Annotated in this window: 21 protein-coding genes and 3 pseudogenes; 14 read left to right on the top strand and 10 right to left on the bottom strand. The window is 62.6% G+C overall.

From position 1 onward, the window contains the following. Positions 1 to 72 precede the first annotated feature (72 nt). Positions 73 to 306: a hypothetical protein gene (locus ACO550_RS37505; RefSeq protein WP_315598630.1), complete on the bottom strand. Its 234-nt coding sequence runs from the start codon at positions 304 to 306 to the stop codon at positions 73 to 75. Between the two features lie 138 nt (positions 307 to 444). On the opposite strand from ACO550_RS37505, the gene ACO550_RS37500 reads away from it, so the two are divergent. The 5 genes from ACO550_RS37500 to ACO550_RS37480 all read left to right on the top strand — a co-directional run bounded on the left by ACO550_RS37500 (position 445) and on the right by ACO550_RS37480 (position 5,950). Further along, the gene (locus ACO550_RS37500; protein WP_315598629.1) at positions 445 to 1,338 is read left to right on the top strand and encodes an alpha/beta hydrolase; all 894 of its coding nucleotides are present in this window, start codon (positions 445 to 447) and stop codon (positions 1,336 to 1,338) included. A 10-nt stretch (positions 1,339 to 1,348) separates the two neighbouring features. Then, complete coding sequence (locus ACO550_RS37495) at positions 1,349 to 3,415, top strand: PBP1A family penicillin-binding protein (protein ID WP_315598628.1); 2,067 nt, start codon at positions 1,349 to 1,351, stop codon at positions 3,413 to 3,415. 8 nt (positions 3,416 to 3,423) lie between these two features. Next, on the top strand, positions 3,424 to 4,683 hold the full coding sequence (locus ACO550_RS37490) for an SLC13 family permease (protein ID WP_315598627.1): 1,260 nt from the start codon (positions 3,424 to 3,426) through the stop codon (positions 4,681 to 4,683). A 75-nt stretch (positions 4,684 to 4,758) separates the two neighbouring features. Next, entirely contained in the window at positions 4,759 to 5,481 is a 723-nt protein-coding gene (folE, locus tag ACO550_RS37485) for a GTP cyclohydrolase I (protein ID WP_315598626.1), read from the top strand. Between the two features lie 25 nt (positions 5,482 to 5,506). Beyond that, positions 5,507 to 5,950 (top strand): BLUF domain-containing protein, encoded by a 444-nt coding sequence (locus ACO550_RS37480; RefSeq protein ID WP_315598625.1) that lies wholly within the window; start codon positions 5,507 to 5,509, stop codon positions 5,948 to 5,950. A 50-nt stretch (positions 5,951 to 6,000) separates the two neighbouring features. Here the strand turns inward: ACO550_RS37480 and ACO550_RS37475 are convergent, their stop codons facing one another. Continuing rightward, positions 6,001 to 6,258 carry a hypothetical protein gene (locus tag ACO550_RS37475; RefSeq protein WP_315598624.1) on the bottom strand — a complete coding sequence of 86 codons (258 nt, stop codon included), beginning with the start codon at positions 6,256 to 6,258 and terminating at the stop codon, positions 6,001 to 6,003. Positions 6,259 to 6,716: 458 nt separating this feature from the next. Here ACO550_RS37475 and ACO550_RS37470 point away from each other — a divergent pair, with 458 nt between their 5' ends. The 4 genes from ACO550_RS37470 to ACO550_RS37455 all read left to right on the top strand — a co-directional run bounded on the left by ACO550_RS37470 (position 6,717) and on the right by ACO550_RS37455 (position 10,794). Beyond that, positions 6,717 to 8,057, top strand: coding sequence for an SLC13 family permease (locus ACO550_RS37470; RefSeq protein ID WP_315598623.1), 1,341 nt, complete (start codon positions 6,717 to 6,719; stop codon positions 8,055 to 8,057). Positions 8,058 to 8,107: 50 nt separating this feature from the next. Beyond that, positions 8,108 to 8,329 (top strand): hypothetical protein, encoded by a 222-nt coding sequence (locus ACO550_RS37465; protein WP_315598622.1) that lies wholly within the window; start codon positions 8,108 to 8,110, stop codon positions 8,327 to 8,329. 461 nt (positions 8,330 to 8,790) lie between these two features. Beyond that, the gene (locus ACO550_RS37460) at positions 8,791 to 10,194 is read left to right on the top strand and encodes an MFS transporter (RefSeq protein WP_315598621.1); all 1,404 of its coding nucleotides are present in this window, start codon (positions 8,791 to 8,793) and stop codon (positions 10,192 to 10,194) included. A gap of 453 nt (positions 10,195 to 10,647) precedes the next feature. Then, on the top strand, positions 10,648 to 10,794 hold the full coding sequence (locus tag ACO550_RS37455) for a hypothetical protein (protein WP_315598620.1): 147 nt from the start codon (positions 10,648 to 10,650) through the stop codon (positions 10,792 to 10,794). 22 nt (positions 10,795 to 10,816) lie between these two features. Here the strand turns inward: ACO550_RS37455 and ACO550_RS37450 are convergent, their stop codons facing one another. The 5 genes from ACO550_RS37450 to ACO550_RS37430 form a co-directional block, all read right to left on the bottom strand. Further along, complete coding sequence (locus ACO550_RS37450; protein WP_315598619.1) at positions 10,817 to 11,803, bottom strand: tripartite tricarboxylate transporter substrate-binding protein; 987 nt, start codon at positions 11,801 to 11,803, stop codon at positions 10,817 to 10,819. Between the two features lie 38 nt (positions 11,804 to 11,841). After that, complete coding sequence (locus ACO550_RS37445; protein ID WP_315598618.1) at positions 11,842 to 12,654, bottom strand: SDR family NAD(P)-dependent oxidoreductase; 813 nt, start codon at positions 12,652 to 12,654, stop codon at positions 11,842 to 11,844. Between the two features lie 39 nt (positions 12,655 to 12,693). After that, positions 12,694 to 13,536, bottom strand: a complete 843-nt coding sequence (locus ACO550_RS37440) for an IclR family transcriptional regulator domain-containing protein (protein ID WP_315598617.1) — start codon at positions 13,534 to 13,536, stop codon at positions 12,694 to 12,696. A 134-nt stretch (positions 13,537 to 13,670) separates the two neighbouring features. Continuing rightward, positions 13,671 to 14,060 carry a hypothetical protein gene (locus ACO550_RS37435; RefSeq protein ID WP_315598616.1) on the bottom strand — a complete coding sequence of 130 codons (390 nt, stop codon included), beginning with the start codon at positions 14,058 to 14,060 and terminating at the stop codon, positions 13,671 to 13,673. A gap of 170 nt (positions 14,061 to 14,230) precedes the next feature. Next, positions 14,231 to 15,433, bottom strand: coding sequence for an MFS transporter (locus tag ACO550_RS37430; RefSeq protein WP_485995143.1), 1,203 nt, complete (start codon positions 15,431 to 15,433; stop codon positions 14,231 to 14,233). Between the two features lie 548 nt (positions 15,434 to 15,981). Here ACO550_RS37430 and ACO550_RS37425 point away from each other — a divergent pair. The 3 genes and pseudogenes from ACO550_RS37425 to ACO550_RS37415 all read left to right on the top strand — a co-directional run bounded on the left by ACO550_RS37425 (position 15,982) and on the right by ACO550_RS37415 (position 19,239). Beyond that, positions 15,982 to 16,245, top strand: coding sequence for a hypothetical protein (locus ACO550_RS37425; protein WP_315598615.1), 264 nt, complete (start codon positions 15,982 to 15,984; stop codon positions 16,243 to 16,245). A 253-nt stretch (positions 16,246 to 16,498) separates the two neighbouring features. Next, the gene (locus ACO550_RS37420) at positions 16,499 to 17,410 is read left to right on the top strand and encodes a LysR family transcriptional regulator (protein WP_315598614.1); all 912 of its coding nucleotides are present in this window, start codon (positions 16,499 to 16,501) and stop codon (positions 17,408 to 17,410) included. Positions 17,411 to 19,004: 1,594 nt separating this feature from the next. Beyond that, positions 19,005 to 19,239, top strand: a pseudogene (locus ACO550_RS37415) (type II toxin-antitoxin system VapB family antitoxin). A gap of 78 nt (positions 19,240 to 19,317) precedes the next feature. Here the strand turns inward: ACO550_RS37415 and ACO550_RS37410 are convergent. From ACO550_RS37410 to trbG, 3 genes and pseudogenes are all read right to left on the bottom strand, one after another. Continuing rightward, positions 19,318 to 19,410 (bottom strand): annotated as a pseudogene (locus ACO550_RS37410) (DUF2274 domain-containing protein); the annotation flags it as partial. Further along, on the bottom strand, positions 19,407 to 20,735 hold the full coding sequence (locus ACO550_RS37405) for a TraB/TrbI/VirB10 family type IV secretion system protein (RefSeq protein ID WP_315598502.1): 1,329 nt from the start codon (positions 20,733 to 20,735) through the stop codon (positions 19,407 to 19,409). The pseudogene ACO550_RS37410 and the gene ACO550_RS37405, both read right to left, overlap by 4 nt. Before the next feature lie 2 nt (positions 20,736 to 20,737). Next, a pseudogene (gene trbG / locus ACO550_RS37400) lies at positions 20,738 to 21,619 on the bottom strand (P-type conjugative transfer protein TrbG); the annotation flags it as partial. A gap of 472 nt (positions 21,620 to 22,091) precedes the next feature. Here trbG and ACO550_RS37395 point away from each other — a divergent pair. Together ACO550_RS37395 and ACO550_RS37390 are read left to right on the top strand one after the other, a co-directional pair. After that, positions 22,092 to 23,174 carry a type IV toxin-antitoxin system AbiEi family antitoxin gene (locus ACO550_RS37395; protein ID WP_315598516.1) on the top strand — a complete coding sequence of 361 codons (1,083 nt, stop codon included), beginning with the start codon at positions 22,092 to 22,094 and terminating at the stop codon, positions 23,172 to 23,174. Next, positions 23,162 to 24,031, top strand: a complete 870-nt coding sequence (locus tag ACO550_RS37390; RefSeq protein ID WP_315598503.1) for a hypothetical protein — start codon at positions 23,162 to 23,164, stop codon at positions 24,029 to 24,031. Before ACO550_RS37395 ends, ACO550_RS37390 begins: the two co-directional genes overlap by 13 nt. The last annotated feature ends 44 nt before the right edge of the window (positions 24,032 to 24,075 follow it).

Genomic DNA, 24,075 nt, shown 5'->3' with positions numbered 1-24,075 from the left:
ATCCTGGGGTTATCGATCTAATGCATCCAGATCGAATTGTGCGACATACAAGGGGAGAACCCCAAGAGCTCTTCAACGATTCCCGTCCAGCAGATCGTTGAGGACCTCGTCGAAGGCGGCCTGGGCGTCTTCCAGCGCCTGCAACGCAGCGTCGAAGGTCTGCAATGCGATCTTCGACGGCTTGCCGCTGCCTTCCGGCGGATACTGGCTTTGCAGCGCCGCGAAGGCGACCTGCACCTGGCGCGTGGCGGAAACCACGCGCTCCATTGTCTGCGCCTCTTCGGCGCGTTTCTGTTCGTCGCTCATGCAACAGCCCCCGGTCATGGTTCGATATGCGGCATATCGTACAAGAACTCGCAGCGACCTTGCCGGGTCCAACGCCGCAACGCCATTTTTTCGGTTAGGCTGGATTCGCTTGCCTGTCCGTGACCCACTTTTCGCCCCATGTCATCGTCGTTATTGCGCAGGACACTGGCCGCCACGCTCGTGACCGCCGGCAGCTTTGCCTGTTACTGGACCTACCTCTCCGTCAACCAGGAGCGCCTGCTGTTCGATGCGCGCCGACGCCCGCCGCGCGACCTGCCCGACGGCATCAACGCCTATTCGCATCCGGTACCGGGCGGGCTGTTCCGCGGCTACACCTATCACGCCGACCATGTGGGCGTGAGTGACCTGCTGTTCTACCTGCCGGGCCGTGGCGAGGACGTACTGGAAACGCTTCAGTTCATGAAATGGCTGCCCACCGGCATGGGGTTTGCAACGTTCGACTACCGCGGCCTGGGCCATTCAGACGGCATGCCCTCCGAAGCCGCCGCGGTGGCCGATGCGAGCCAGTTCCTGCTGCATATCCGCCGGGCCTTCCCGGGCGTGCGGGTGCACGTGGTGGGCCGTTCCCTCGGAACCGGGGTGGCAATCCAGCTCGCGGACCTGCAGGACTTCGAGAGCCTGCAACTGATCACCCCCTATGACTCGCTGCTGGAAATCGTGCGCAAGCGCTTTCCGCTGGTACCGCTGCGCCAATTGATGCGCCATCATTTCGACTCGATCGCGCACTGCAAGAAGGTGGTCCAGAGCACCAAGGTCCTGCTTGCCGAAATTGACGACGTGGTGCCGCATGAATGTTCCGAGCGGCTGATGGCCGCCTGGCCGGGCCCCGTGGCGGTGCAAACCGTAGCCGGCACCGATCACTACAACATCGTCGAGCGGCCTGAAACGTGGCTCGCGCTGTGCGAATTCGCGCGGCAGGTGCCCCATCAGCCGCCTCAGCAAGTCAGGCAGGCGCCACCCGCCGACCTGACCGACACCGGGATGCCGTTACCGCTTTCCGCAGCGCGGTAGAATGCGCGCCATGAGAAAAATCGTAGTCAAGGCTGCCGGGCTCACGGCGGCGCTGGCGGCAGCCGGCGTGCTGCTGGCCGGCTTTGCCGCCGTGATCAGCTTGCGGCAACTGCCCTCGGTCGACGCTCTGCGCGACTATCGCCCCCAGGTGCCACTGCGCGTCTACACACACGATGACGTGCTGATTGGCGAATTCGGTACCGAGCATCGCGAGTTCATTCCGATCGAGCGGATGCCGAAACTGATGTCGGAAGCACTGCTCGCCGCCGAGGACGACCAGTTCTACAACCACGTGGGCGTGGACATCCCGGGCCTGGTCCGGGCGGCACTGGCCAATATCGGTGAAGGCTACGCGCAAGGCGCGTCGACCATCACGATGCAGGTGGCGCGCAACTTCTACCTGTCGCGCGAAAAGACGCTGTCGCGCAAATGGTACGAGATCCTGCTGGCCTTCGAGATCGACCGCTCGCTGTCCAAGGAGCGCATTCTCGAGCTGTACATGAACCAGGTGTACCTGGGCGAGCATGCCTACGGATTCGGCAGCGCGGCGCAGACCTATTTCGGCAAGCCGCTGGCGCAGCTGTCGCTGGCGGAAACCGCCATGCTGGCCGGCCTGCCCAAGGCGCCGTCGACGATGAACCCGATCGTCAACCTGCCGCGCGCCAAGCGCCGCCAGGAATATGTGCTCGGCCGCATGCTGGCGCTGGGAATGATCACCCAGGACCAGTACCGCGACGCGCGCAACGCCCAGCTCGTGGTCAGCCGCGATACCAACGGCCACTTCGACGGTCATGCCGAATACGTGGCGGAACTGGCCCGGCAACTGGCACACGACCGCTTCGGCGACGACGCCTACACGCGTGGCATCAATGTCTACACCACGGTGTCATCGATGCACCAGACACTGGCGTACGACGCGGTGCAGGCCGGCATCGAACGGTACGGCAAGCGGCATGGTTCGGCAAAGGCAGCGGTGGCGCTGCCGCAGGCGGCATTGGTATCGCTCGACGCACGCACCGGCGCGATCGAAGCGATGGTTGGCGGCACCGATTTTGGCGTGAACCGTTTCAACCACGCCACGCAGGCGCAGCGCCAGCCCGGTTCGACGTTCAAGCCGTTCGTCTACTCCGCAGCGCTGGAGCGCGGCATCTCGCCTGGCACGCTGATCAACGACGCGCCGCTCGACAATTCGCCGCGTTGGCAACCGTCCAACGACGACAACCGTTTTGTCGGCCCAATCACGGTCAGGCAGGCACTGGCTGAATCGCGCAACCTGCCGGCCATCCGTACGCTGCAGGCCATCGGCATTCCCTATGCGATCGATTTCGCGGGCAAGTTCGGGTTCTCGACCAAACGGCTGCCGCCGTATCTGCCGATGGCGCTGGGCACGGGCACCACGTCACCGCTGCGACTGGCCGCGGCGTACGGCGTGTTCGCCAACCAGGGCCATCGTATCGAACCCTACCTGATCGACAAGATCACCGATGGCGACGGCAACGTGCTGTTTGCCGCGGACACCGCCGAGCCGCCGCGCGTGATTTCGGAGCGCAACGCCTTTGTGATGAACAGCCTGCTGCAAAGCGTGGTCGACGAAGGCACCGGCAATGGCGTAAAGCGGTATCTGCGCCGCGACGACGTGGCCGGCAAGACCGGGACCACCAACGATGCCGTCGACGGCTGGTTCGCCGGGTATGCAGGCCAGGTGGTCACCGTGGCCTGGATGGGCTATGACGACAATCGCAGCCTGGGTCGTCATGAGTTCGGCGCAACCACGGCCCTGCCGATCTGGGCCGCCTATATGGAAAACCGCCTGGCTGGCGTACCGGACGCCGACGTCGCCGCGCCGCCGCAACTGGCCCGGCTCAATAACGACTGGGCCTACGCCGAGAACACCGACGGCACGCATGGCATTGCATCGCTGGGCTTTCCTCCCCCGCCAGCCGTGCCCGACCTGCCAGTCGATGGCAGCGTGCCAGGCACCCCGGCCCCGGCCATGATGAATCCAACACCGGCGGCGCTCACGGTGCCGGCACCCGTCCCCTCCACCGCGCCGCGCGCCGACGGCAGCGCGCTCTGACTCCCTGCATGGCCGCCTACGCCACACCACTGATCTGGGCCATTGCCGCGCTGTCCACCGCCGGGGTCCTGTTCCGCCCGTTCCGCCTGCCCGAGCCGTTCTGGGCCATGGCGGGAGCACTGCTGCTATGCGTGGCGGGACTATTGCCGTGGGATGGCGCGCTTGCCGCGGTTGCTCGCGGCAATGACGTGTATCTGTTCCTGGCGGGCATGATGCTGATCTCCGAACTGGCACGCAAGACTGGCCTGTTCGACCACGTCGCAGCACTGGCCGTGCGCAGTGCGCGCGGGTCGGCCCGGCGCCTGTTCGTACTGGTCTACGGCTTCGGGGTAGCCGTAACGGCATTCATGTCGAACGACGCCACGGCCGTGGTGCTGACACCCGCCGTACTGGCAGCCACGCGCGCCGCGCGCGTGCGCCACCCGCTGCCCTACCTGTACGCCTGCGCCTTTATCGCCAACGCGGCGAGCTTTGTCCTGCCAATCTCGAACCCGGCAAACCTCGTATTGTTCGGTGAGCGCATGCCAGCGCTGACGGGCTGGCTGGCACGCTTCACGCTGCCGTCGATCGTGGCAATCGTCATGACCTTCGTGGCGCTGTACTGGACGCAGCGGTCAGCACTGGCGGAACGCATCGCCGATGATGTCGAGACCCCGCCACTGTCGCTGCAGGCCTGGCTTACCACGGCGGGTATCGTCCTGACCGGGGCCGCGCTGCTGACCGCGTCGCTGCGCGGACAGGATCTTGGCTGGCCCACGTTTATCGGTGGCGCCGCCACGCTATTGGTGGTGTGTGCCACGCAACCACGCTTGCTGCGCCCTGCACTTGCCGAAGTATCGTGGGGCGTGCTGCCGCTGGTGGCCGGACTATTCGTGCTGGTGGCCGGACTCTCCCAGACCGGCCTGACAGCAGAGCTGGCCCATTGGGTACGGGAATTGTCGATGCGCGACGGCGCCGAACGCATCTTCGGTGCCGGCGTGGCCGGCGTAGTTGTCGGCCTTGCGAGCAATCTCGTCAACAACCTGCCGGCGGGGCTGTTCGCAGCATCGGCACTTGCTGCAGGCCATGCCTCGGACACCGTCACCGCGGCCGTGCTGATTGGCGTCGATCTGGGTCCCAATCTGTCGGTTACCGGGTCGCTGGCCACATTGCTCTGGCTGACAGCGCTGCGTCGCGAGGGCCATGAGATCAGCGCCGGTACGTTCCTGAAAACCGGCGCCATCGTGATGCCGCTGGCACTGCTGCCGGCGCTGGCGGTATTGCGCTGAGTCCGCGCCTGCCGTTTTGGCTTATAGTGAAGCACCGCGCACCGCGCTACCCAGCCTGACCGCCAGCGGCCACACATGTCACACAAGGAAAAACCCGAGGGGATCGAGCACCCTGCCCATACCCCGGTCTCGGACCGCATCCGTGCCCGCATCGAAGCGGCCGGCGAGCGCTTTCATGCCAATGACAATATCGCCCGCCATATCGAGCACGGCGAACTCGACGCGCTGCAGGCAGAAGTCGAAGCCCGCATGGAAGAGGTGCTCCGCAGCCTGGTGATCGACGTCGATCAGGATCACAACACGCGGGAAACCGCGCGTCGCGTGGCCAAGATGTACCTGAAGGAGATTTTCGCCGGACGGTACGCCAAGGCCCCGGACGTCACGGAATTCCCCAACGTCGAGCAACTCAACGAACTGATGATCGTCGGGCCGATCCGCGTGCGCAGCGCCTGCTCGCACCACCTCTGCCCGATCGTCGGGAGCTTGTGGGTCGGTGTCATGCCGAACCGGCATTCGAACCTGATTGGCTTGTCCAAGTACGCGCGCCTGGCCGAGTGGGTCATGTGCCGGCCACAGATCCAGGAAGAAGCGGTGGCACAGGTGGCCGACCTGCTGCAGGAAAAGATGAACCCCGACGGGCTGGCGATCGTCATGGAGGCCGAGCATTTCTGCATGCACTGGCGCGGCGTACGCGATACCGACGCCAGGATGACCAACAGCATCATGCGTGGATCGTTCCTCAAGGATGACAAGCTGCGCCGGGAATTCCTGACGCTGTTGAACCTGAATCGCCGTTAATTTTCAGCCTGCCAAGGAATCGTCGATGCTAGTCCGCCTGCTCTATGCCAGCCGTGCCATCGAACCACTGACCGCCGAAGTGCTCGATGCCATCCTTGAAACCAGCCTGACGCACAATCCGCAACATGGCATCACCGGCGTGCTATGCCATGGCAATAGTGTTTTCCTGCAAGCGCTGGAAGGCAGCCGCGAGGCGGTCTCCCGCCTCTATCTCAATATCGGCAGGGATAGCCGGCACCACGAAGTCGTGCTGCTGCACTACGAGGAAATCGCCGAACGGGCTTTCTCCGGGTGGTCGATGGGGCGCGTCAACGCCGGCAAGATCAATGCCGCCACGCTGCTCAAATACTCGGCGCAGGGCGAACTCGACCCCTGCCGCATGCCGGGTGCGGCATCATTGGCACTGCTCAAGGAACTGATCGCAGGGGCCTCTATCGTCGGACGGAGCCAGGAGCGCACGCGTCACTAAACTGACGCGTCATCCGAGACCTTGCCGGATCTCACCAGGACTGGTCAGGCCTACGCCTGGCCAAACAGTCCGCATTCGAGATCACTCTCGAACTCTTCCACCCACGGCGTGCCCGGACTTGCGTCATAGACACTTTCCGCCCCGGTACGCTGCCTTCGTACGGTCACCTGGCGGGCCGACGTGCCATTGACGTCTGAGATTTCGAACTCCTGGGATGCAAGGCCGATCTGGCTGAACACAGCTTCGACAGCTTGCCGTTCTTCAGCAGGAAATTCGGCGAATTGACGTGCGGATTGACTCGTGGTCATGGCACACCTCCATGCGGGGGTCGTACGGTGACGCGCAGTCCAAGCGGATTGATGCCGCGCGCGGCTCTCAGCATGCCACTTTTCCCGTGCACGCGTGATGCACTGCGAAAGACCACACAAAGCTCGAATATATTGTGGCGCCGAGCTGGCATGTCCGTCTTGGCTGCCGGCCGACGAGCAGCGATACGGTTGCAGGTAATGGTTTCGCTGACCGTAATGTTCGCCGAGGCAACTTAATTGATACATGCCGCGCGCTCCCCTATCGTTTAGCCGAGACAAAGCGCATGCCTCGAACCTCGGAGTACGAGTCAGCCAATACAACGATCCGGAGACACACATCTTGAAGCCCACCTCACGCCACCGCGTGACATAGCGCGTCACCCAGCCAGGATTTACCCCTTTGGAAGTTCATCGATGGCGACAGTCCGCAAGCGGACTGTCTGGCCAGGGAGCAGGCTATGTTGCAGCATGTTATTTCGATTTCAGTCCTGGGGCTGATGTTTGTGATCGCCACTGTTCTTCCCGTCAACATGGGTGCGCTTGCGTTTGTGGGTGCCTTCCTGATTGGCACCTTTATGGCCGCCATGCCGGCCAAGACAATCCTGGCGGGTTTTCCAGCGGACCTTTTCCTGACGCTGGTTGGCATTACCTACCTGTTTGCGGTGGCCCAGAACAATGGGACTGTCGACTGGCTTGTCCGGATGGCCGTACGCGCGGTGGGCGGGCGCATTGCCGCGATTCCGTGGATCATGTTCGGCATCTCGGCGGTACTGACGTCCGTCGGTGCGGTAAGTCCTGCTGCGGTGGCCATTATCGCGCCCATCGCGCTCGGCTTTGCCGCACGGTACAACATCAACCCCTTGATGATGGGGCTGATGGTCGTCCACGGCGCACAGGGTGGCGGCTTCTCGCCGATCAGCATTTACGGTGGCATTACAAACAAGATTGTCGCCAAGGCCGGCCTGCCGCTGAACGAGATGGCCACGGCTTTCGCCAGCTTGGGCGTCAATCTGCTCGTGGCGCTAGGCCTGTTCGTCGCATTCGGCGGATTGCGGTTAATGCGTGCATCGGCGCAGCGTCAAACAGCAGTGGCGGCCAATGGCGTGACCGCAATCAATCTGCCCTTCCAGGCGCGTGCGGCGAACGGCGTGACGGCTGATGGCACCACGCCAGGCCGCATCGGTGACCGTGTGGAAGCGGAACTTCCCGGCACTCCCTATCAATACCTGACCGTACTCGGCCTGGTCGCGCTGGCCGTGCTGACGCTCTACCTGAAGCTCGATATCGGCTTTGTCTCACTTTCGATCGCCGTGCTGCTGACACTGGTGTCGCCGAACATGCAAAAGTCTGCGCTCTCCCAGGTGTCATGGCCAGAGATCATGCTGATCGTCGGCGTCAGCACCTATGTCGGCGTAATGGAAAAGATGGGAACCATCGACTTCGTCGGCCACAGCGTAGCAGGCCTGGCATCGCCAATGATGGCTGCGCTGCTGCTGTGCTTCGTGGGCGCGGTGGTCTCGGCGTTTGCTTCATCGACCGCCGTACTTGGATCGCTGATTCCGTTGGCCGTGCCATTCCTGCAGCAAGGCTCGGACGTGAGCGCCATTGGGTTCATCGCTGCCATGGCAGTGTCCTCGACCATTGTCGATGTCAGCCCGTTCTCAACCAATGGTGCACTGGTCCTGGCCAACGCCCAAGGCGTAGATCGACACGCATTCTTCAGAAAACTAATGGTGTACGGCGCGGCGGTGACAGTCGTGGCGCCTGTCGTCCTGTGGTTCGTGTTCGTATTCATTTGATCCACATCTTCGAATCCACATTGTCGACGCGAATCATGACTCTTTCGTACATGCAAATCCGCCTGGTTTCGCTGCTGAGCTCCGGTTATCAGTTGACGATAAGGCGGTCCGTCGACGATTCACAGCCGTTGTGCGTCGATGTGGTTCTGCCCACATCAGGCGAAGTGGCCGGATATGTGCCCTGGCGACTCCTGGAGGATCTGCTTCGTATGAAGAAGGTGGCGCTGGACACCGGTGACGTTGCGACAGCGAAAGTCGTCGTGGCACCCTGAAAAGCCCGATCGAAGAATTGCGATATCCCTGTCGCGCAAGCGAGCGCCGGGCGGCCGTGCAATGTCGCGACTGCGCCGCACTGCGCCACACTGTGCCACTGGGCACATCGGTCCTCCGGCACCCTCCCGATCGTCGGCGAACAAAATTTCGTGTACCTTTGCCGCACTTGGAAAGCCTCTGCAGAGAGGGGATGGCCATCAATGAGGGGGATGGCCGCCAATGGAAACCCGAACTCACGAAAGCGGCCGCCACTCTGCATGGTGGAGTAAGAAATTTCGCCGCTCCAGAGGATTCTCCCGCCTTGCACCGCACTGCTCCGCATCGGCACCTGCCTCCCCTCACATTTGCATGACGTGGGCGACGAGACGATAATGGCGCGTCCAGAACTGCCCCCGGGGTATTGGGTACGGATCTGGACTTTTCCCGAAGCCAGAAGCCAGCGCCGTCCGACTCCGTCCTCATGCAGTCCCATCAAGGCCTTCCACGGCCCCAGCGAACCTGGGCCATCCTGACAGTCTTCTGCGGCCTGATCATGGCCGTACTCGATGGATCCATTGCCAACATTGCCCTGCCCTCGATCTCGCGCGACCTGCACAGCGACCCTGCAAGTGCGATCTGGGTCGTCAATGCCTACCAGCTTACGGTCACGGTCTGCCTGCTGCCACTGTCTTCGCTGGGTGACATCCTTGGCTACAAGCGCGTCTACCGCACGGGGCTCGCAACGTTCCTGATCGGTTCACTGCTTTGCGCGGTGTCGGTCAACCTGCCGATGCTGGTTGCCGCGCGCGTCATTCAGGGTGTCGGTGGCGCCGGCATTATGAGTGTCAACACGGCGCTCGTGCGCTTTATCTATCCGCCCACCAAGCTTGGACGCGGTATCGGCCTCAATGCGCTGGTCGTCGGGGTAACCATTGCGGTCGGCCCATCACTGGGCGCCCTGATCCTTGGGCTTGGCAGTTGGCCATGGCTTTTCGCCGTCAATATTCCGGTGGCGGTGTTCGCACTGTGCCTGTCGCGTGGCGCACTCCCAGAGACCCCGGCACAACCCCGTGCTTTCGATTATCCAAGCGCGCTACTGTCAGCATTGGTGTTTGGCTTGTTCATTCTGGGCGTCGATGGCCTGGGGCACTCATCCTTGCGCATCGCCGGCGCATGCGGACTGATACTGGCCGTTCTGCTGGGCTGGCTGCTGGTGCGCCGCCAGCACGGGCAAGCCGCCCCGCTGGTGCCGGTTGACCTCTTCGCGAACCGCGCCTTCAGGCTGGCAGTCGCCACGTCGTTCTGCTCGTTCATGACCCAGATGCTCGCGTTTGTGTCACTGCCCTTCTTTCTGGAATACCAGCTTGGCCGCAACCTGCAGGAAACCGGACTGCTGATTACGCCATGGCCACTGATGGTGGCCCTCATGGCAGCGCTCTCGGGCAGGTTGTCGGACCGGTATCCCGCCAGCATCCTGGCTGGCGCTGGCCTGATCATGCTGGCCACCGGGCTGGTCTGCCTGGCAAGTCTGGGGCCCGATGCGTCGGGCCTGGACATTGCTTGGCGTACCGCGCTGTGCGGCATCGGCTTTGGCTTTTTCCAATCGCCCAACAACCGCGCCATGATCGGCGCGACGCCGCACGAGCGTAGCGGCGGGGCCAGCGGCGCACAGGCCACCACACGGCTGCTGGGACAAACCACCGGTACTGCCGTGGTGGCGCTGTTGTTCAGCCTTGCCCCTGACGGTGCGGCAAGGATCGCCCTGTTTGTCGCCTCGGCCGTTGCCGCGTTAGGTGCCATTGTCAGCCTGAGCCGCTTGCGGGAGACGACGGCTGCGATATCCACCACATCCGAACGGTCCGCTTCGATCGAACCGGACGCCTGATGTGGTAGCTGCCTGCGCCCGGGCGAGCCATCTCGGCGCTGTTGCGGGCTCTCCGCCCGCTCCCGCTGCGCTAGCGGCTGCAGCCGCTCCAGATGTTCCGCGTACGTCAGCCAGGTGCAGCGCATCCGCATCAGGCTCCTGCAGTGCCAGACCTCCATGGCCGCCGGCATCACGAATCCAATTCGTGATCGCCCTCCACCACGATGTCCGTGCAACCTGTATTGGCGCGGCTCGACATGCCGATCTCCACATCGTCCGCGTCCGCAGCTTTCGCGGAATGCACCGATGCACTGGATATCGACGAAGCGCAGGGACAGGCGTCCTGCAACGGTATCGTCGCCAAGCTCACGCGCTTTGCACTTCGGTTGCTGACCGTACTGAAGGATAACGGCGACGCCGTCATGTCGCGCCGGCAGATCATCGCCGCGGTCTGGGGTCCTACGGCGATGGGCGATGGTCGACGAAAACTGCCTGACGCAGTTGCTGTACCGTCTGCGGCGCGCGCTGCATCCCCTCGGACTGAACAACTGCGTGGCAGCGGTGCCGAAGATCGGCTACCGCTTCCGCGCCCAGTCTGGCGCGCCTTCCCGGGTCTGCTGAACACAGGCACAGCGACCCGGCCCTACTCGGCTTTCGCGCCCGAGTCCTTGACCACCTTGGCCCATTTTGCCATCTCGCTACGCTGGTATTCAGCCAGCTTCTCGGGTGTGCCCAGTATCGGATCAAGCCCCAGTGTCTTCAGCTTGGCCTGCACGTCAGGCAGCGTGAAGATTCGGTTGAGTTCCGTGTTCAGCTTTGCCACCACGTCCTTCGGCGTATGCGCCGGTGCGAACACCGCGAACCACGATGTGGCCTCATACCCTGGCAGCCCTTGCTCGGCGATGGTCGGGATATCTGGCGCCGACGCGGAACGCTGCGCGCTGGTGACGCCCAGCGCGCGCAGCTTGCCTTCCTTCACTACCGGCAATGCAGACGGTAGGTTGTCGAACATCATCGTGATATGGCCGCCCAGCAGGTCCGGGATGGCCATCGCGCGGCCCTTGTATGGCACGTGCGTGATCTTGGTACCGGCCATGGTATTGAACAGTTCGCCGGCTACATGCAATGACGTGCCGACACCGGGTGTGCCAAACGTCAGTTGACCCGGCTTCGACTTCGCCAGCGCGATCAGCTCCTGGATGTTCTTTGCCGGCACGGATGGATGCACGACCAGTACGTTCGGTGTGGACGCCAGCAAAATCACCGGCACAAAGTCCTTCACCATGTCGTACGGCATCTTGCTGTAGAGCGCGCCGTTGATCGAATGGGTGCCGACCGTGCCCAGTGCGAGCGTGTAACCGTCCGGGGCGGACTTGGCGACGGTTTCGCCACCGATATTGCCGCCGGCGCCGGGCTTGTTGTCGACCACCACGGGTTGGCCAAGCGAGATTTTCTCGGAGAAGATGCGCGCCAGGATGTCCGGCGCGCCGCCGCTGGGAAAACCCACCACGATGCGGATCGGCTTGGACGGATAGGCGTCGGCGGCCTGCACCATCGGCATGGCCGCAAGCGTAGCAGTGGCGGCCAGCATCGTCAGCACCTGGCGGCGCCGGAACATTCGAGCTTGCATCGTTGTCTCCTCCATTTTATTTTGGGTGAAGCCTGCCGCTATACGGCGATATTGCCGAATTCCCTGGTGACCTGGTCGTGCAGGCGGCGCATGCCGCGCAGCCAGCGGTCGTAATCTTGCCCTTTGCGACGATAGTAATCCAGCACCTCCGGGTGCGGCAAAATCAGGAAACTCTCGTTGTTCACGCCTTCCAACGTTTTCTCGGCGACGTGCTCGGCAGTCACCGAACCCTCCTGCAAGAAGCCCTTGCGCTCGCCGTCCTCACCGAACAGCATCTTGGTCTGCACGCCCTGCGGGCAGATACAGCTCACCTTGATACCGCGCTCTCCATAGGTAATCGACAGCCACTCGGCAAAGCCGATCGCCGCATGCTTGGTCACGGCATATGGTGCCGAGCCGATCTGCGACAACAGCCCCGCAGCGGAGACCGTATTGACGAAGTAGCCATCGCCGCGTTCCAGCATTTGGGGCAACACGGCTTTGGCCGCGTGGATATGGGCCATCACGTTGATCTCCCAGATTCGTTGCCAGTCCTCGGCGGACGCATCGAGCCCCTTGCGCAGGATGATGCCGGCATTCGAGCAGAACACATCGACCTGGCCGAAGCGCTGGGTTGCCGTATCGACCAGCCCCTGCACGGCAACTGCATCCGCCACGTCGACCCGCTGGGCAAAGACCTGGCACTCCGGCGCGGCCGCCGCGGCCTCGGCTGCCACCCGAGCGGCACCCGCCTCGTCAAGGTCGGCCACGGCCACGCCACGCGCACCGGCGCGTGCGAATGCGAGCACTAGTGCCCGACCAATGCCGGTGCCACCACCGGTCACGATCACGGTCTTGTTGCGAATCTCCATAGTTGTCTCCTTATCATCCTTCTCGTTTTCGGAATCGGCTTAAGCGGGTAGCCACAGCCGCGTGGCCAGCGTGCCGGCCAGTTCCCGGATACGCGGCCCAAGATTGCCTTCCAGAACTTCCGGCGAAAGGCGCGTCGAGGCCCCGCCGATATTGATCGATAACACCTCCGAGCCATCGGCCAGACACACCGGCGCGGCGGCGCCACTGACGGAACGATCCCACTCCGCATGCGCAACACAGAACCCACGCCGTGCATGCTCGCGCATCGCACGGTCCAGCTTGCTGCGCACGCCTGACCAGCGCGAACCGTGCTGGCGTTCCAGTTCGGCAAGCACCGCGGCACGTCGCGGTGGCGGCAGCCCCGCCAGCCACGCCCGGCCAATCGCCGAGGTCGCCATCGGCAGGCGCGATCCCGGCGTCAGCCTCATCACCAGTGCACCACGCGGCTGGCAAACCTCGAGATAAAGCATGTCGTGACGATCGGGCGCGGCCAGTGCCACCGTGCAGCCGGTTGCAAACGCCAGGGACTGCATCAGGGGCTGCGCGATGCGCCGGATGCCGGCTCCGGACAGATAGCGCTGGCCAGGCAACATCGCACCCTGGCCAATACGGTACTTCTCCTGGCTCTCCACATAGACGAGGTAGCCAACGCTGGCCAGCGTGTACGTGAGCCGCGACACCGTTGGCCGGGGAATACCCGTACGCCGCGACAGTTCGGCATTGCCCAGGAAGTCGTCGTCGGGACCAAACGCGCGCAGCAGTTCAACCCCTCGCGCCAATGCTGTGACAAAGTTGCGATCCTCGCCATCCATCGGATGTGCGGGCTCGCCGGACACCAGCGCGGAATCGAGCGGCTGCGGAATCGAGGTCGTACGCTTCATGTGCACTTCATATCAGTTTCCGTGCCCGAATGACGGCGCTATGTAGCGAAAGCATGCCGGTCAGAAGCCGTATTTATAAAGACAGATCAGGGTGTTGCCCCATTTTTGGGGTATAGAAATACATGCAGAGACTGCTAATTTTTCCCCAATAGAATCAACAACTTACAGTTTGCTTTGAACAAGTACATGGCGTGGAGCGTGGTGGAGCAACCGGCATTGCGGACACCGTAGGCGGCGGGGATGCTGCCATGGGCGGCTGGATGTCTGCGGTGCTGGCCGAGCCAAGACCGAACCTTGCGGCCCAAGCGTGTTTGGCCGCTGCCGCCGCAGCCGTGGCGGCCAGCCATGCCGATGCATACGCCCCCTCTCGGCAAGAGCTGGAAAATATGGCCGACCACGGATCCTGCAGGCTTTGAGAAAGGACGGTTTTCTCTTGCCAGGTAGCGCCCTGAAGTTGGTGGGGCGAGAGGAACGATATCGAAGGTGGAAACCCAGTGCAGTTCGTACCGTACCAGAGCAGTCATTCAGGTACTTGGTTCCTGGCGCGGAAGAGCGCCAACTCAAGCATTCACCATGCGCTATCGGGACGAAGCGCGTATAGGGCGCGAGTCCTTTCTGCAGAACTGAACGCTGCAGCGCTCGTACCGACGCTTTAGATCGTTCCCGGGCGTCGTGACGCCCGGGGGGACGGCGGTCAGCGAGTGACTCCGGGCGCAAACAGGAACCTGCCGAGCGCGAGCAAAGGGAACAGGCTACCGGCGACGGCGATCGAGGTCCAGCCGCCGTGCTCATACAGCGTACTCGCGAGCGCGGAGCCGACAGCCCCGCCAACAAAGATACTCGTCATATAGATCGCGTTCAGGCGGTTACGGCTCTGCGGGTCCAGTGCGTAGATCTCGCGTTGACCGAGCACCATGTTCATCTGCACAGCAAAGTCGAGCAGCACCCCGGTGCCAACCAGACCGAACACGCCGAAGCCGGGAACCAGCACGACGGGGAGGTAGCTGATCGCCGCCAGCACAAGCGCGATTATCGTCGCACGATGCGTGTGGCCCGCGTCGGCGAGACGCCCGGCGATCGGCGCGGACGTCGCTCCCATCGCGCCAACAAGGGAGAACACCGCGATTGCCGATTGCGACAGGTGATAATGGTTCATCAGCTCGACCGGAACCGCGGTCCAGAACAGGCTGAACGAGCCGAACATCAGCCCCTGATACAGCGAACGCTGGCGCAGCACCGGCAGCGTCGCGAATAGGCGCCCCAGCGAACGGATCAGTTGCGGATAGCTCGCGGAATGCGCTGGGCGCCGGCTAGGCAGCGTCACCGCCAGCAGCAGCGTGACAAGTGCCATCGCGAACGCGCCAAAGGCGAATACCGCGCGCCACCCGAAGTGCCCGGCGAAAAAACTCGCGATCGGCCGCGATAGCAGGATGCCGAGCAACAGCCCGCTCATGATTGTGCCCACCACCCGACCACGCGCCTCGGCGGGCGCGAAGTGTGCGGCGAGCGGGATCAGCAACTGGACTGCTACCGACGTGAATCCTATCAAGAGTGAGATGCCGAGGAATACCCCCGGCTGTTGTATCGTCGCTGCCGCCACGAGGCTCCCGATTGACAGCACGGCGGTAACGATCATGAGCTTCCTGTTCTCGACCAGGTCCCCGAGCGGCACGAGAAAGAACAGGCCGGCGGCGTAGCCAATCTGCGTGAGCGACACGATCAGACTGGCCGTGCTTTCCGACATGTGCAGGTCGGGGGCGATCAGCGCAATGATCGGCTGGGCGTAGTATAGGTTCGCCACAATCGCTCCGCAGGCAAAAGCAAACAGCAGGATCAGGCTACGCGCCATCGTCGGCGCGCGGGCGATTTGAGTCGGGGATGTGAGGTTCGTGCTCATGGACTCTCTCTCAAGAACGGGTTGGCAGGCGGAACGGCAGTGCCGCCAGACCCGAAGCTTAGGTGCGCCTTCCCCCAGGCGGAATCCAATGCGCGCGCAATCCAGCGTTGCGCAATTCGCAAAGGGCAATGGATCGCTACACACAAATGGGTGTGCGACGTCCCAGCCGCCTTTGCTTTGGTCGCAACGCTGGCTTGCGCCGCGGGAACATTCCGGGACGGGCGACGGCTTGCCTTCGCATTGCGGCCGCCACGGCGGCTTCAGTTCACCTTCTGATTGAGCGCAGACCCGTGGTGAGTTGGTGCAGCGCATCCGCTGCGGACCACGGCAATGCGCCGCGTGCAGCTTCGCCAGTTTGGCCTTGTGACAGTTAGCGGATTCCCTCTGCTTGCGGCTCCGGCCACGCTGTGTCGATGCCGCTTTCCGTGGCACGTCGGCGCCCGAGCCGCACATCGGCCGTGGCAGCGCCCAATGCAAGGAGAGCGGCGGCTGATTCCCGCGCCATACCCTGCTCGGGGTCCATCGTCTCCAGCGCGTCGCGGTCGCCGATGTCGAACCTGCTGACAAATACGCTTCATGTATTCGAGCGAGAGCGCGCTTCATTTTTGCGGACCTTGTCGCCGCATCGAAGCCCATCAGCCGGGTTGCAGAAGGCGTTGCAGGCAGTGGACAAGCCAGTCGAAATTGATTGCAAGAACGACGCACCGGCCCAAGCGCTCAGCGTCGGCGGCGCATCGCTGATGCGTGCACGACGCTGCCATATTGACGCTCGCGGTAGGCAGCGCGATCAACGCCTGCAACTGGCAGGCTGAGATGCAACTCGAACGGTCGATATGCGATGACTACCGACGATCCAGTGGCACTGGTTGCGAGGGCGGCGCGCGGGCCAGCTTCGGCGACCCGACACCACGCACAGACAAAGTCGTGAATTGCCCGAATCCTGACGGGCGACATGCCACCCACTCCTGCAGAACCCTAACGAAAGCAGCGTGAAGGCCGACGAAACAATGCAGAATATCGGCTGTACGAAACCCAGCATTTGCACGATCGGCAAAAGGAGAGTCTATGGACAAACTGCTCGCGCTACAGACCTTCTCGGTTGTCGCGGAAACGGGCGGCTTTTCGAAGGCGGCGCGCCAGCTCGGCACCGCAACTTCATCTATCACACGCCTGATGGATTCGCTTGAATCGTCGCTCGGCGTCTCACTGCTGACGCGCACGACGCGCCAGGTAACACTGACAGATGCAGGGGCGACCTATCTGGAGCAGGTGAGCCGGCTGCTGTCCGAGCTCGTCGAGGCAGATGAGAGCATCGCTGATACGCGTGAAGAACCGGTCGGCACGTTGCGCGTGTCGGTGCCGGTCACGTATTCCCGGATTGTCCTTGGGCCGCACCTGTCGGCATTTCTTGATGCATACCCACGTATGTCACTCGATCTAGTCGTGTCCGACGCGTATCTCGACCTGGCCGTCGACCGGCTCGACGTCGCGGTGCGGATTGGCGTTCTGGCACAGGATCCAGGATTGATTGTGCGCCAGCTGATGGAGAATCGTCGAATCGTCGTTGCGAGCCGTGCCTATCTGGATCGATTCGGGATCCCCACGGCGCCGGCCGATCTGGCCGAGCATCAGTGCCTGCGATTTCCATACCGGCAGGGTCGACAGAGCTGGGTATTCACGCGCGGCGAGCGCACTGAGAAGATAGAGGTGAGCGGCAGACTCACAGCGAACAGCCTCGATATCCTTCGCGACGGTGTGTTGAACGGGCTAGGAATCGCGCTGGTTCCGAGCTGGCTCGTGCAGAACGATATCGTCGCCGGCGATATGATTCCCCTCTTTGACGCGTGGGCTGTGCTGCCGATCGCAGGCGATGCGCAAGTCTACGCGGCATATCTCCCGAACCGCCGTCATTCGCGCAAGGTGCGGGCTTTCATCGCGTTTCTCGCCGAGCGAGTGGGCGGGCCGCTCGCGAACTGAAGTCCTTGCAGGCCGGGCCGACGAGAAGCGACCCCACCAGAGCCGTAGCTGGCTGCGCGGAAACTCCAGGCGTTTCAGGATGGCGGCGCTGCAGACAGTATTCGCGCCAAGGGATCGTGTGCGCCGGTACCAGTCAGCGCTACCAGGCTGGTGGTGCGCCTACGCGTCGATACGCATCCTGAGTGCTTCGCTGGCGAACGGCATCTCGCAAGTGCGATGTCTGGTCGCATCAAGCATCGCGTTTCGCGAGCGCACCTGCTGTCGGCTCTATGGATGCCTCCGCCGCGCCGAGGAATGACGCGCCGGGACGATCAACCCGTCGCCACAGCCTGGAGGTCACTGACGGAAATGTGAACATCCCCAATACACGAGGCGGCGAGGATAAGTATGCACCTACCCGTTCTAACGAGATCTGATCGTCCCAGGATGGTGAGGGGAAACGAGTCGGGTGGTGATCGGCGTTCTCGCCTACAACGTCATTGACTGCTCTGTCAGATGCTGCCTTGTTTTTGCGCCGGTGCCCCCTATGCTGTATTGGCTGTTACATACACCATCCTGAGTATTGTGCGGAGATCGTGATGTTATCGACTACTGCGCAAAGGGCTGTGGCGTTCTTTGACTGAGGCCCGCCCGTGGAGGCGATGATGGAAGTAGAACGGTTGGGAGGAGAAAATGGCGGATTGGCAGGTAGCCAGGGTTTCAGCAGTCTTCACAACCACGGATCCGCTTTACGCCTGGGTAAAGCTCGTGGAACAAGATCAACCAACCTGGAGGAAAATCGAACCGCGAAGCGCTGACGGCTGCAGCAATGTCTTTCAGGTAGCCGTTGGCGCTTGGGTGAGAGACCATGACTATGTCATGTATCTGGTGAACGGGGCTGGCGAAGTTACTGCGATATCGAACTTTCTCGTCTAGATGCGGAGGTCACATGGCAACACACCCCAAGCGGGTTTCTCCCCCGGATCTACGCGCCTTGGAAGAGTTGCGGGCACGGATGGACCCGTACCCCGGACGAACTCCCCCAGCCGTACACGACTTGGAAGCGCTACGGGCTCAGATGCCTTCTCCTTCTGAGCGGGTTGCGCCCCCCCACTTTCAGGACGTGGAGCGTCTGCGTGATCGACTGCCTGCGCGCCCCGAGCAGATTTCTCCCCCGGACGACAAGGACCTGGAAGCTCTGCGGGCCCGGATGCCCCCCAATTCCGCGCCGGCTTCGCCCCCGAACTTGCGGGGCCTCGAACGGGTACAGCCTTCCATGACTGAGATCGGACCGGATCAGACATCCTAGCTGCAAGGCCTGCTCGAGCGTGCCACTCACCTCAACGCTGAGCATGCCCGCATTGGCCGCATCCAGCCGACGCCAGGGGCGCAGGTGAATCTCGCCCAGCCGTTGGAAATACCTGTCGGAATAGCTGACATAGTCGGCCACCAACTGCCGATAGCGCGCCGGATGCCCCCGCGGGAGCCGGGCAGTCTTCTGGCGGAGACGGAGGGATTCTCCGGAGACCGCACGAAACTCAAGTAGAGACGACCCGCATCTCTTACGGTCATCCAAGATTAGCCTCGAGAAGAGGCTAACATTGATGCCATAAGCATCAGGTTTGATGAGGGGAGCGATACCGTACGAACGACAGTTACCATCGACGACGCCTTGTACGAACAGGCTCTGGAAGCAGCCGAGCCAGGCATGGACAAGGCCGATTCTGTTTCGCGAGGCCACTAAGACGTTCGTACGCGTGCAGGCGGCCAAGCGCCTGGCCGCCCTCGGTGGCAGTACGTCCGACATGCAAGACATTCCCCGACGCCGTCCTGAGATGGATGCGGAATGATCGTCCCTGATCGATACGTCGATCAGGGTCTCACACTTCAAAAAAATCGCAATGAGGCGCTAGTGACGCTAATCCGAACTCGGCCTTGAGTGCTGTCGTGCAGGTGAAGGTCAGCTTCGCGCTTTCGCTCCTGGGCAACGGCCCAAGCCGTAGCGTTTTCCTGGTGCTCAGGATGACACCCCCCGTTTCAAGATGATGGGTGAATATGGCCGCAGCACCAGATCCCGATTCACAATGATGCGAACCGGCAGGCCAGGCCGCGCTGTCAGCGTGGGTTGGATGTTGAGACTGCGCCGTGTCAGCTCCTGCCCGGCCTGGTTCACGCTGCTCTGCAGACCGCTGCGGCCAGCAATGATGACGCGATTGCCATTGCGATTCTCCGGGGCCGCCAACTCCGCAGCGACACCTAGGAGGGTCGTCAGGGCGGCGCCCGCAAAGATGCGACCCCAATGCCGCTCAATGCCATCCTCCAGCCCAGCGTAACCTGCCGGATCGGCGCCGATGAGGTTGTCCAGCGTGAGCGAGGAGGTATCCGGCAGGATGATGCGTTGCCAGACCATCTGCACCCTATTCTGTCCGTAGCTGAGCTGGCTGTTGTATCTCCCGATCATGCGTGCGCCCTGGGGAATCAATAGGTGGCGCCCGGTTGCTGTGTCATACACAGGCTCTGTCACCGTCCCGATCACCTCGCCGGGCAGATCCGAACGGACACCCGTCACGAGCGCCGCCGCTATCACGGTGCCGGCCATCACCTGGTAAGGTGACATTGGGCTCTGCAACAGCCCGACATTGTGGGTTGCCGTCACTCCCGCTTGCTGGAACATCTCTTTCTGGTCTTGCCGGTTTTGCGCGGTCACGGGATCGGTCGGCTGCGCAGCCGTTGACGCCAGTCCCGGCGCTTGCGGATCGAACGCAGCGGCAAGGCGCGGCTCAGGGGTCGGCGTGAGCGCAGGGGTGGTCGGGGACGGTATCGCGACAGGAGGCTCGGATCCGACCGTCGATCGCTGTGTGCCGCTTCGAAAGAATACGGGCGAGGTCGCCGCGGTCTCCGCCTCCTTTTGTAACGCGTCTCGCTCGGCGATAGCCGGATCCTGACCAGGTGGTGGGTCACCGACCACGAACGAGGGCTGTGCTTTCACAATGGCGGGCCCAAGGTCACCGGGCAGCGGCGGCCCAAGCTGCGGGACATCGTCCCTGCCAACATCGGTCGCAGGCAGCGACGCGTAATCCGCTGGCAACTGATCGAGCGCAGGTGATCTGGAAACGCGATCGGCATCATCAAGCGCCATCGGCTCGGCCATGTTTCGATGCCCGGGGGCCTGCAGCGACCACATCGTCGCGCCCAGCACGGCGGCCGACATGCCGCCTGCCAGGGCGACCAGCACGCGCCGGTTCAACCGTGTCACCGGACGCGGCTGGGCGCGCAACGCCAACGATTCGGGCGCCTCCTTGCTCACTGTTGGCGACCCCAGCTCCGGGGCATTGTCCGGGTTCATGGTCAATGCCCCCCTGCGATGCCATCCGTACGCTCGATGCGCACGACATCGCCCACCGTCTCCCCGCCTCCGCCCAGACGCAATTCAGCCGCACCGAAAAGCCGGTCCACGATGTAGTACGGTGGTCGAAAGCGGTAGTTCACCAGTTGTCCGTCTCCCTGCGCCCCAATCACGAAGAGCGGCGGCAGTTCGCCTTGCCCGATGCGCGGCGGAAACTGGATGTAGACCTTCGCACCGTCGTCGAAGGCGAGTAGCGGCTTCCAGGGGGGATTGGCACCACGGATGGCGTAGCGAAAGCGAAGATTTTCGAGCGAAAGGCCAGTATCGACCGGGGCGGCAGCCTGAGCCGCCTGTGCCTGGCGCTGCAAGGCCAGCATGCGGTCCTTCGGGTAGTCCCACGACACGGAGGCCATCCACGCCTTAGCGGTCGCGGTCAGCTCGATCAGGTAGGTCCGCCTGCTGGTCATCACGACCAGGTTGGTCGTCAGGCCGGCGCGCACCGGCTTGACCAGCACCTTGACACGCAACTCGTCGCCCGCACCCGTCGCGGTATCGCCCACAATCCAGCGCGCGGTGTCGCCGGCGGCGATTGTCACCAGTTCTTCGCCGGGCTGCAAGGCAATGACAGTGACACGGCCCGGTGATGCGTAGACTTGGTAGAGCGCCCCGTCGGTGTATGGCCAGACCTGGATGGCGTTGACATAGCCCTCGCGCGTGGGCGCGACCCTTGCCTCCTCATTGGCGCGCGACACGCGCAGGGTCTCGTCCGCCGGCTCCCGCGCGGGCGCGACCTCCTCGGTCGGCATGATCGGCTTCATCTGGGCCGGCATCGGAAGCACCTTGGGCACCTCCACCACTTCAACGGGCTTCGCCGGCTCAGGCAGTAGATGCTGGACGCGATCGCGGAGCTGTTGCGCCGGGCGGTGCCCGAAAGCATGTGCAGACGACTGTCCGCCGGGGCACGACCGTTGCGCTTATATGCCCAAGAACACATCGGGACGAGGTATCCGAAAAAGAGCGAGCGCCTAGGGAACGGACATTTCGCTTCTCTGCGTTGAAAGGCGGCGTCGGGTTCGCTAGCGGCGGCTGGCGTGAGCGAGCCTTGGCCATGCCCCGATGCCGCGTCCTGCGGTGTGCCGGGGAGCCGCCAAGCCATGCCCTCGGCGCACGCTATTGCCCGGCAAGGGCTTCTTTGGCCACACGCAACGGCGGCAAGCGAGACAAAGTGCACAAAAAGTACTCTTAATGCACAATTGCAAGCCATTTCAGTAATTAATGTCATTTCAGCATTCGCTGAAAGCTATCTCTGCATTGAAAAAGGGGGAGGTCTTTCAGAAAATATGGTATTTTCAACGAATGCTGAAACAGGTCATTTCAATGAAAGAAACCGAGATCCGGGGTGGTGAGGCGTTGCGGCAACTGCTTGAAAGGGTCCCCATCCTTCAAATCGAAGGCATCGATATCGAAGGTGAGTCCAAAGATGGGAAGCCCGATCTGATCGCCCGACTGCTCGTGGACGGCCGCCAGCATCTGCTCGTTTGCGAGTGCAAGTCAAGCGGCCAACCGAGGTATGCACGCTCGGCACTGCTACAACTGCGCAATTACGTGATGCGCCACCCTTCGCTGGCGACTCCCGTATTCATAGCTCCCTACATCTCACCCGCAGTGCGGCAGTTGTGTGAAGAGATGAACGTTGGTTATCTCGATCTGATCGGGAACGCCCGGATCACCTTCGGCGGAGTCTTCATCGAACGCGTGTTAGAAGCCAGACCAGCAGCCGAGCAACGCGAACTCAAGTCGCTATTCAGACCGAAATCAGCCCAGGTACTTCGCGCCATGTTGCGGCAGCCGGACCACGCGTGGCGAGTCACCGAGTTGTCCGAAATTTCCGGAGTGAGCCTTGGACACGTCAGCAACGTGCGCACCGCATTGATTGATCGGGAATGGGCGCGCGCCGCGGAGGACGGTCTTGTCCTTTCTGATCCCAACGCATTGCTCAGCGCATGGCGGGAAAGCTACGCCGCGCCGTCAGGCGAGCGACTGCGGTTTTACACGCCATTGCATGGTACCGCCCTTGAAGATGCAGCCCGCGGCGCGCTGCGGACCGAACGCGGTCCCGGACGCGCAGCCTTCGCGTCGTTTTCGGCAGCGCAGTGGCTTGCCCCCTACGCCCGAACCGGCGCGCATTACTTCTTCGCCGACGAGGAAGGGCTTCGTAAGCTCCAGGCTGCGCTCAAGCTCGCACCTGCTACTAAGGGCGAAAACGTGGTCGTCACGGTCCCGAAGGACTTGGGACTACTCTCTGACACGGTTGAGCCTGCGCCGGGCGCCATTTGCACTAGTCCGGTCCAGACCTACCTTGACCTCTCCATTGCAGGTGAACGAGGCGCCGAGGCCGCCGAACACCTGCGCATAGAAAGACTCTCATGGCTCAAATGACACCCCAGGATCCACAATCGGCCGCGGAGTACGAGGACCGGACGACTGCGGCCGTGAAGTCGGTGCTAATCGAAATCGGACAGATCCTTGGTAGCTTCAGGGGCAAGTTTGCCGTCATTGGTGGCGCCGTTCCATGGCTGCTGCTGGCCAACGAGGACATGCCTCATGTAGGGACTCTCGACGTGGACCTCAGCCTAGATGCAGAGGCGCTTGGCGACGGCGAGTACGCGACCTTGATCGGTGCTCTTCAAGGTCATGGATACGCCCAACGCGAGGGTCTTCGGCGCTTCCAGCTGGTTCGCCAAGTTTTCGCGCGGGATGGTGGAAACGCCATTGATGTTGTGGTCGATTTCCTGATGCCCAGAGACGCGGAAATCGTCAAAAATGATCCCCCGTTGATTACCGACTTTGCCGTGCAACGTGCCGATGGTGCCGATCTCGCGATGCGGTTCAACGAATTAGTCGCTATTACGGGAGCGATGCCAAACGGGGGAACCAACCGAGTGGAGATAGCGGTGTGCTCCATCCCCGCTTTACTGGCGATGAAAGGCCACGCATTGGCGGGACGCTACAAGCAGAAAGACGCCTACGACATCTACTACTGCGTACGGAACTATCCGGGCGGCATCGAGGCGCTTGCACAGCAATGTCGTCCCTTGCTGGGGCTTGCCAGCGGCAAGCGTGGTTTCCGACACATCGCCGAGAAGTTCGATACTTTCGAAGGGCATGGCCCGACCTGTGTGAGGCGGTTCGTCGAAGACACTCATGCGCTTGGTGATCGCAGCCCAGACCAATGGCAACAGGACGCTTTCGGCCAGATCGATGCACTACTGCGTGCCATGGCGCTGCGGGGCTGAGTCACGCTCGCAGACACGGCGGTTCGCCCACCGCCATTGTTGAT

The sequence above is a fragment of the Cupriavidus sp. genome (genome assembly GCF_057315035.1).
This window is presented reverse-complemented; position numbering and strand designations above follow the sequence as displayed.

Excerpts from the sequence above, each read along its gene's own strand:
- ACO550_RS37465 (WP_315598622.1), top strand. The coding sequence starts at position 8,108 with ATGCAAATCCGCCTGGTTTCGCTGCTGAGCTCCGGTTATCAGTTGACG.
- ACO550_RS37480 (WP_315598625.1), top strand. The coding sequence starts at position 5,507 with ATGCTAGTCCGCCTGCTCTATGCCAGCCGTGCCATCGAACCACTGACC.
- folE (WP_315598626.1), top strand. The coding sequence starts at position 4,759 with ATGTCACACAAGGAAAAACCCGAGGGGATCGAGCACCCTGCCCATACC.
- ACO550_RS37440 (WP_315598617.1), bottom strand. The coding sequence starts at position 13,536 with ATGAAGCGTACGACCTCGATTCCGCAGCCGCTCGATTCCGCGCTGGTG.
- ACO550_RS37395 (WP_315598516.1), top strand. The coding sequence starts at position 22,092 with ATGCTGAAACAGGTCATTTCAATGAAAGAAACCGAGATCCGGGGTGGT.
- ACO550_RS37420 (WP_315598614.1), top strand. The coding sequence starts at position 16,499 with ATGGACAAACTGCTCGCGCTACAGACCTTCTCGGTTGTCGCGGAAACG.
- ACO550_RS37435 (WP_315598616.1), bottom strand. The coding sequence starts at position 14,060 with ATGACTGCTCTGGTACGGTACGAACTGCACTGGGTTTCCACCTTCGAT.
- ACO550_RS37505 (WP_315598630.1), bottom strand. The coding sequence starts at position 306 with ATGAGCGACGAACAGAAACGCGCCGAAGAGGCGCAGACAATGGAGCGC.
- ACO550_RS37425 (WP_315598615.1), top strand. The coding sequence starts at position 15,982 with ATGTCGAACCTGCTGACAAATACGCTTCATGTATTCGAGCGAGAGCGC.
- ACO550_RS37450 (WP_315598619.1), bottom strand. The coding sequence starts at position 11,803 with ATGCAAGCTCGAATGTTCCGGCGCCGCCAGGTGCTGACGATGCTGGCC.
- ACO550_RS37460 (WP_315598621.1), top strand. The coding sequence starts at position 8,791 with ATGCAGTCCCATCAAGGCCTTCCACGGCCCCAGCGAACCTGGGCCATC.
- ACO550_RS37500 (WP_315598629.1), top strand. The coding sequence starts at position 445 with ATGTCATCGTCGTTATTGCGCAGGACACTGGCCGCCACGCTCGTGACC.
- ACO550_RS37475 (WP_315598624.1), bottom strand. The coding sequence starts at position 6,258 with ATGACCACGAGTCAATCCGCACGTCAATTCGCCGAATTTCCTGCTGAA.
- ACO550_RS37455 (WP_315598620.1), top strand. The coding sequence starts at position 10,648 with ATGGTCGACGAAAACTGCCTGACGCAGTTGCTGTACCGTCTGCGGCGC.
- ACO550_RS37390 (WP_315598503.1), top strand. The coding sequence starts at position 23,162 with ATGGCTCAAATGACACCCCAGGATCCACAATCGGCCGCGGAGTACGAG.
- ACO550_RS37495 (WP_315598628.1), top strand. The coding sequence starts at position 1,349 with ATGAGAAAAATCGTAGTCAAGGCTGCCGGGCTCACGGCGGCGCTGGCG.
- ACO550_RS37405 (WP_315598502.1), bottom strand. The coding sequence starts at position 20,735 with ATGAACCCGGACAATGCCCCGGAGCTGGGGTCGCCAACAGTGAGCAAG.
- ACO550_RS37470 (WP_315598623.1), top strand. The coding sequence starts at position 6,717 with ATGTTGCAGCATGTTATTTCGATTTCAGTCCTGGGGCTGATGTTTGTG.
- ACO550_RS37430 (WP_485995143.1), bottom strand. The coding sequence starts at position 15,433 with ATGAGCACGAACCTCACATCCCCGACTCAAATCGCCCGCGCGCCGACG.
- ACO550_RS37445 (WP_315598618.1), bottom strand. The coding sequence starts at position 12,654 with ATGGAGATTCGCAACAAGACCGTGATCGTGACCGGTGGTGGCACCGGC.
- ACO550_RS37490 (WP_315598627.1), top strand. The coding sequence starts at position 3,424 with ATGGCCGCCTACGCCACACCACTGATCTGGGCCATTGCCGCGCTGTCC.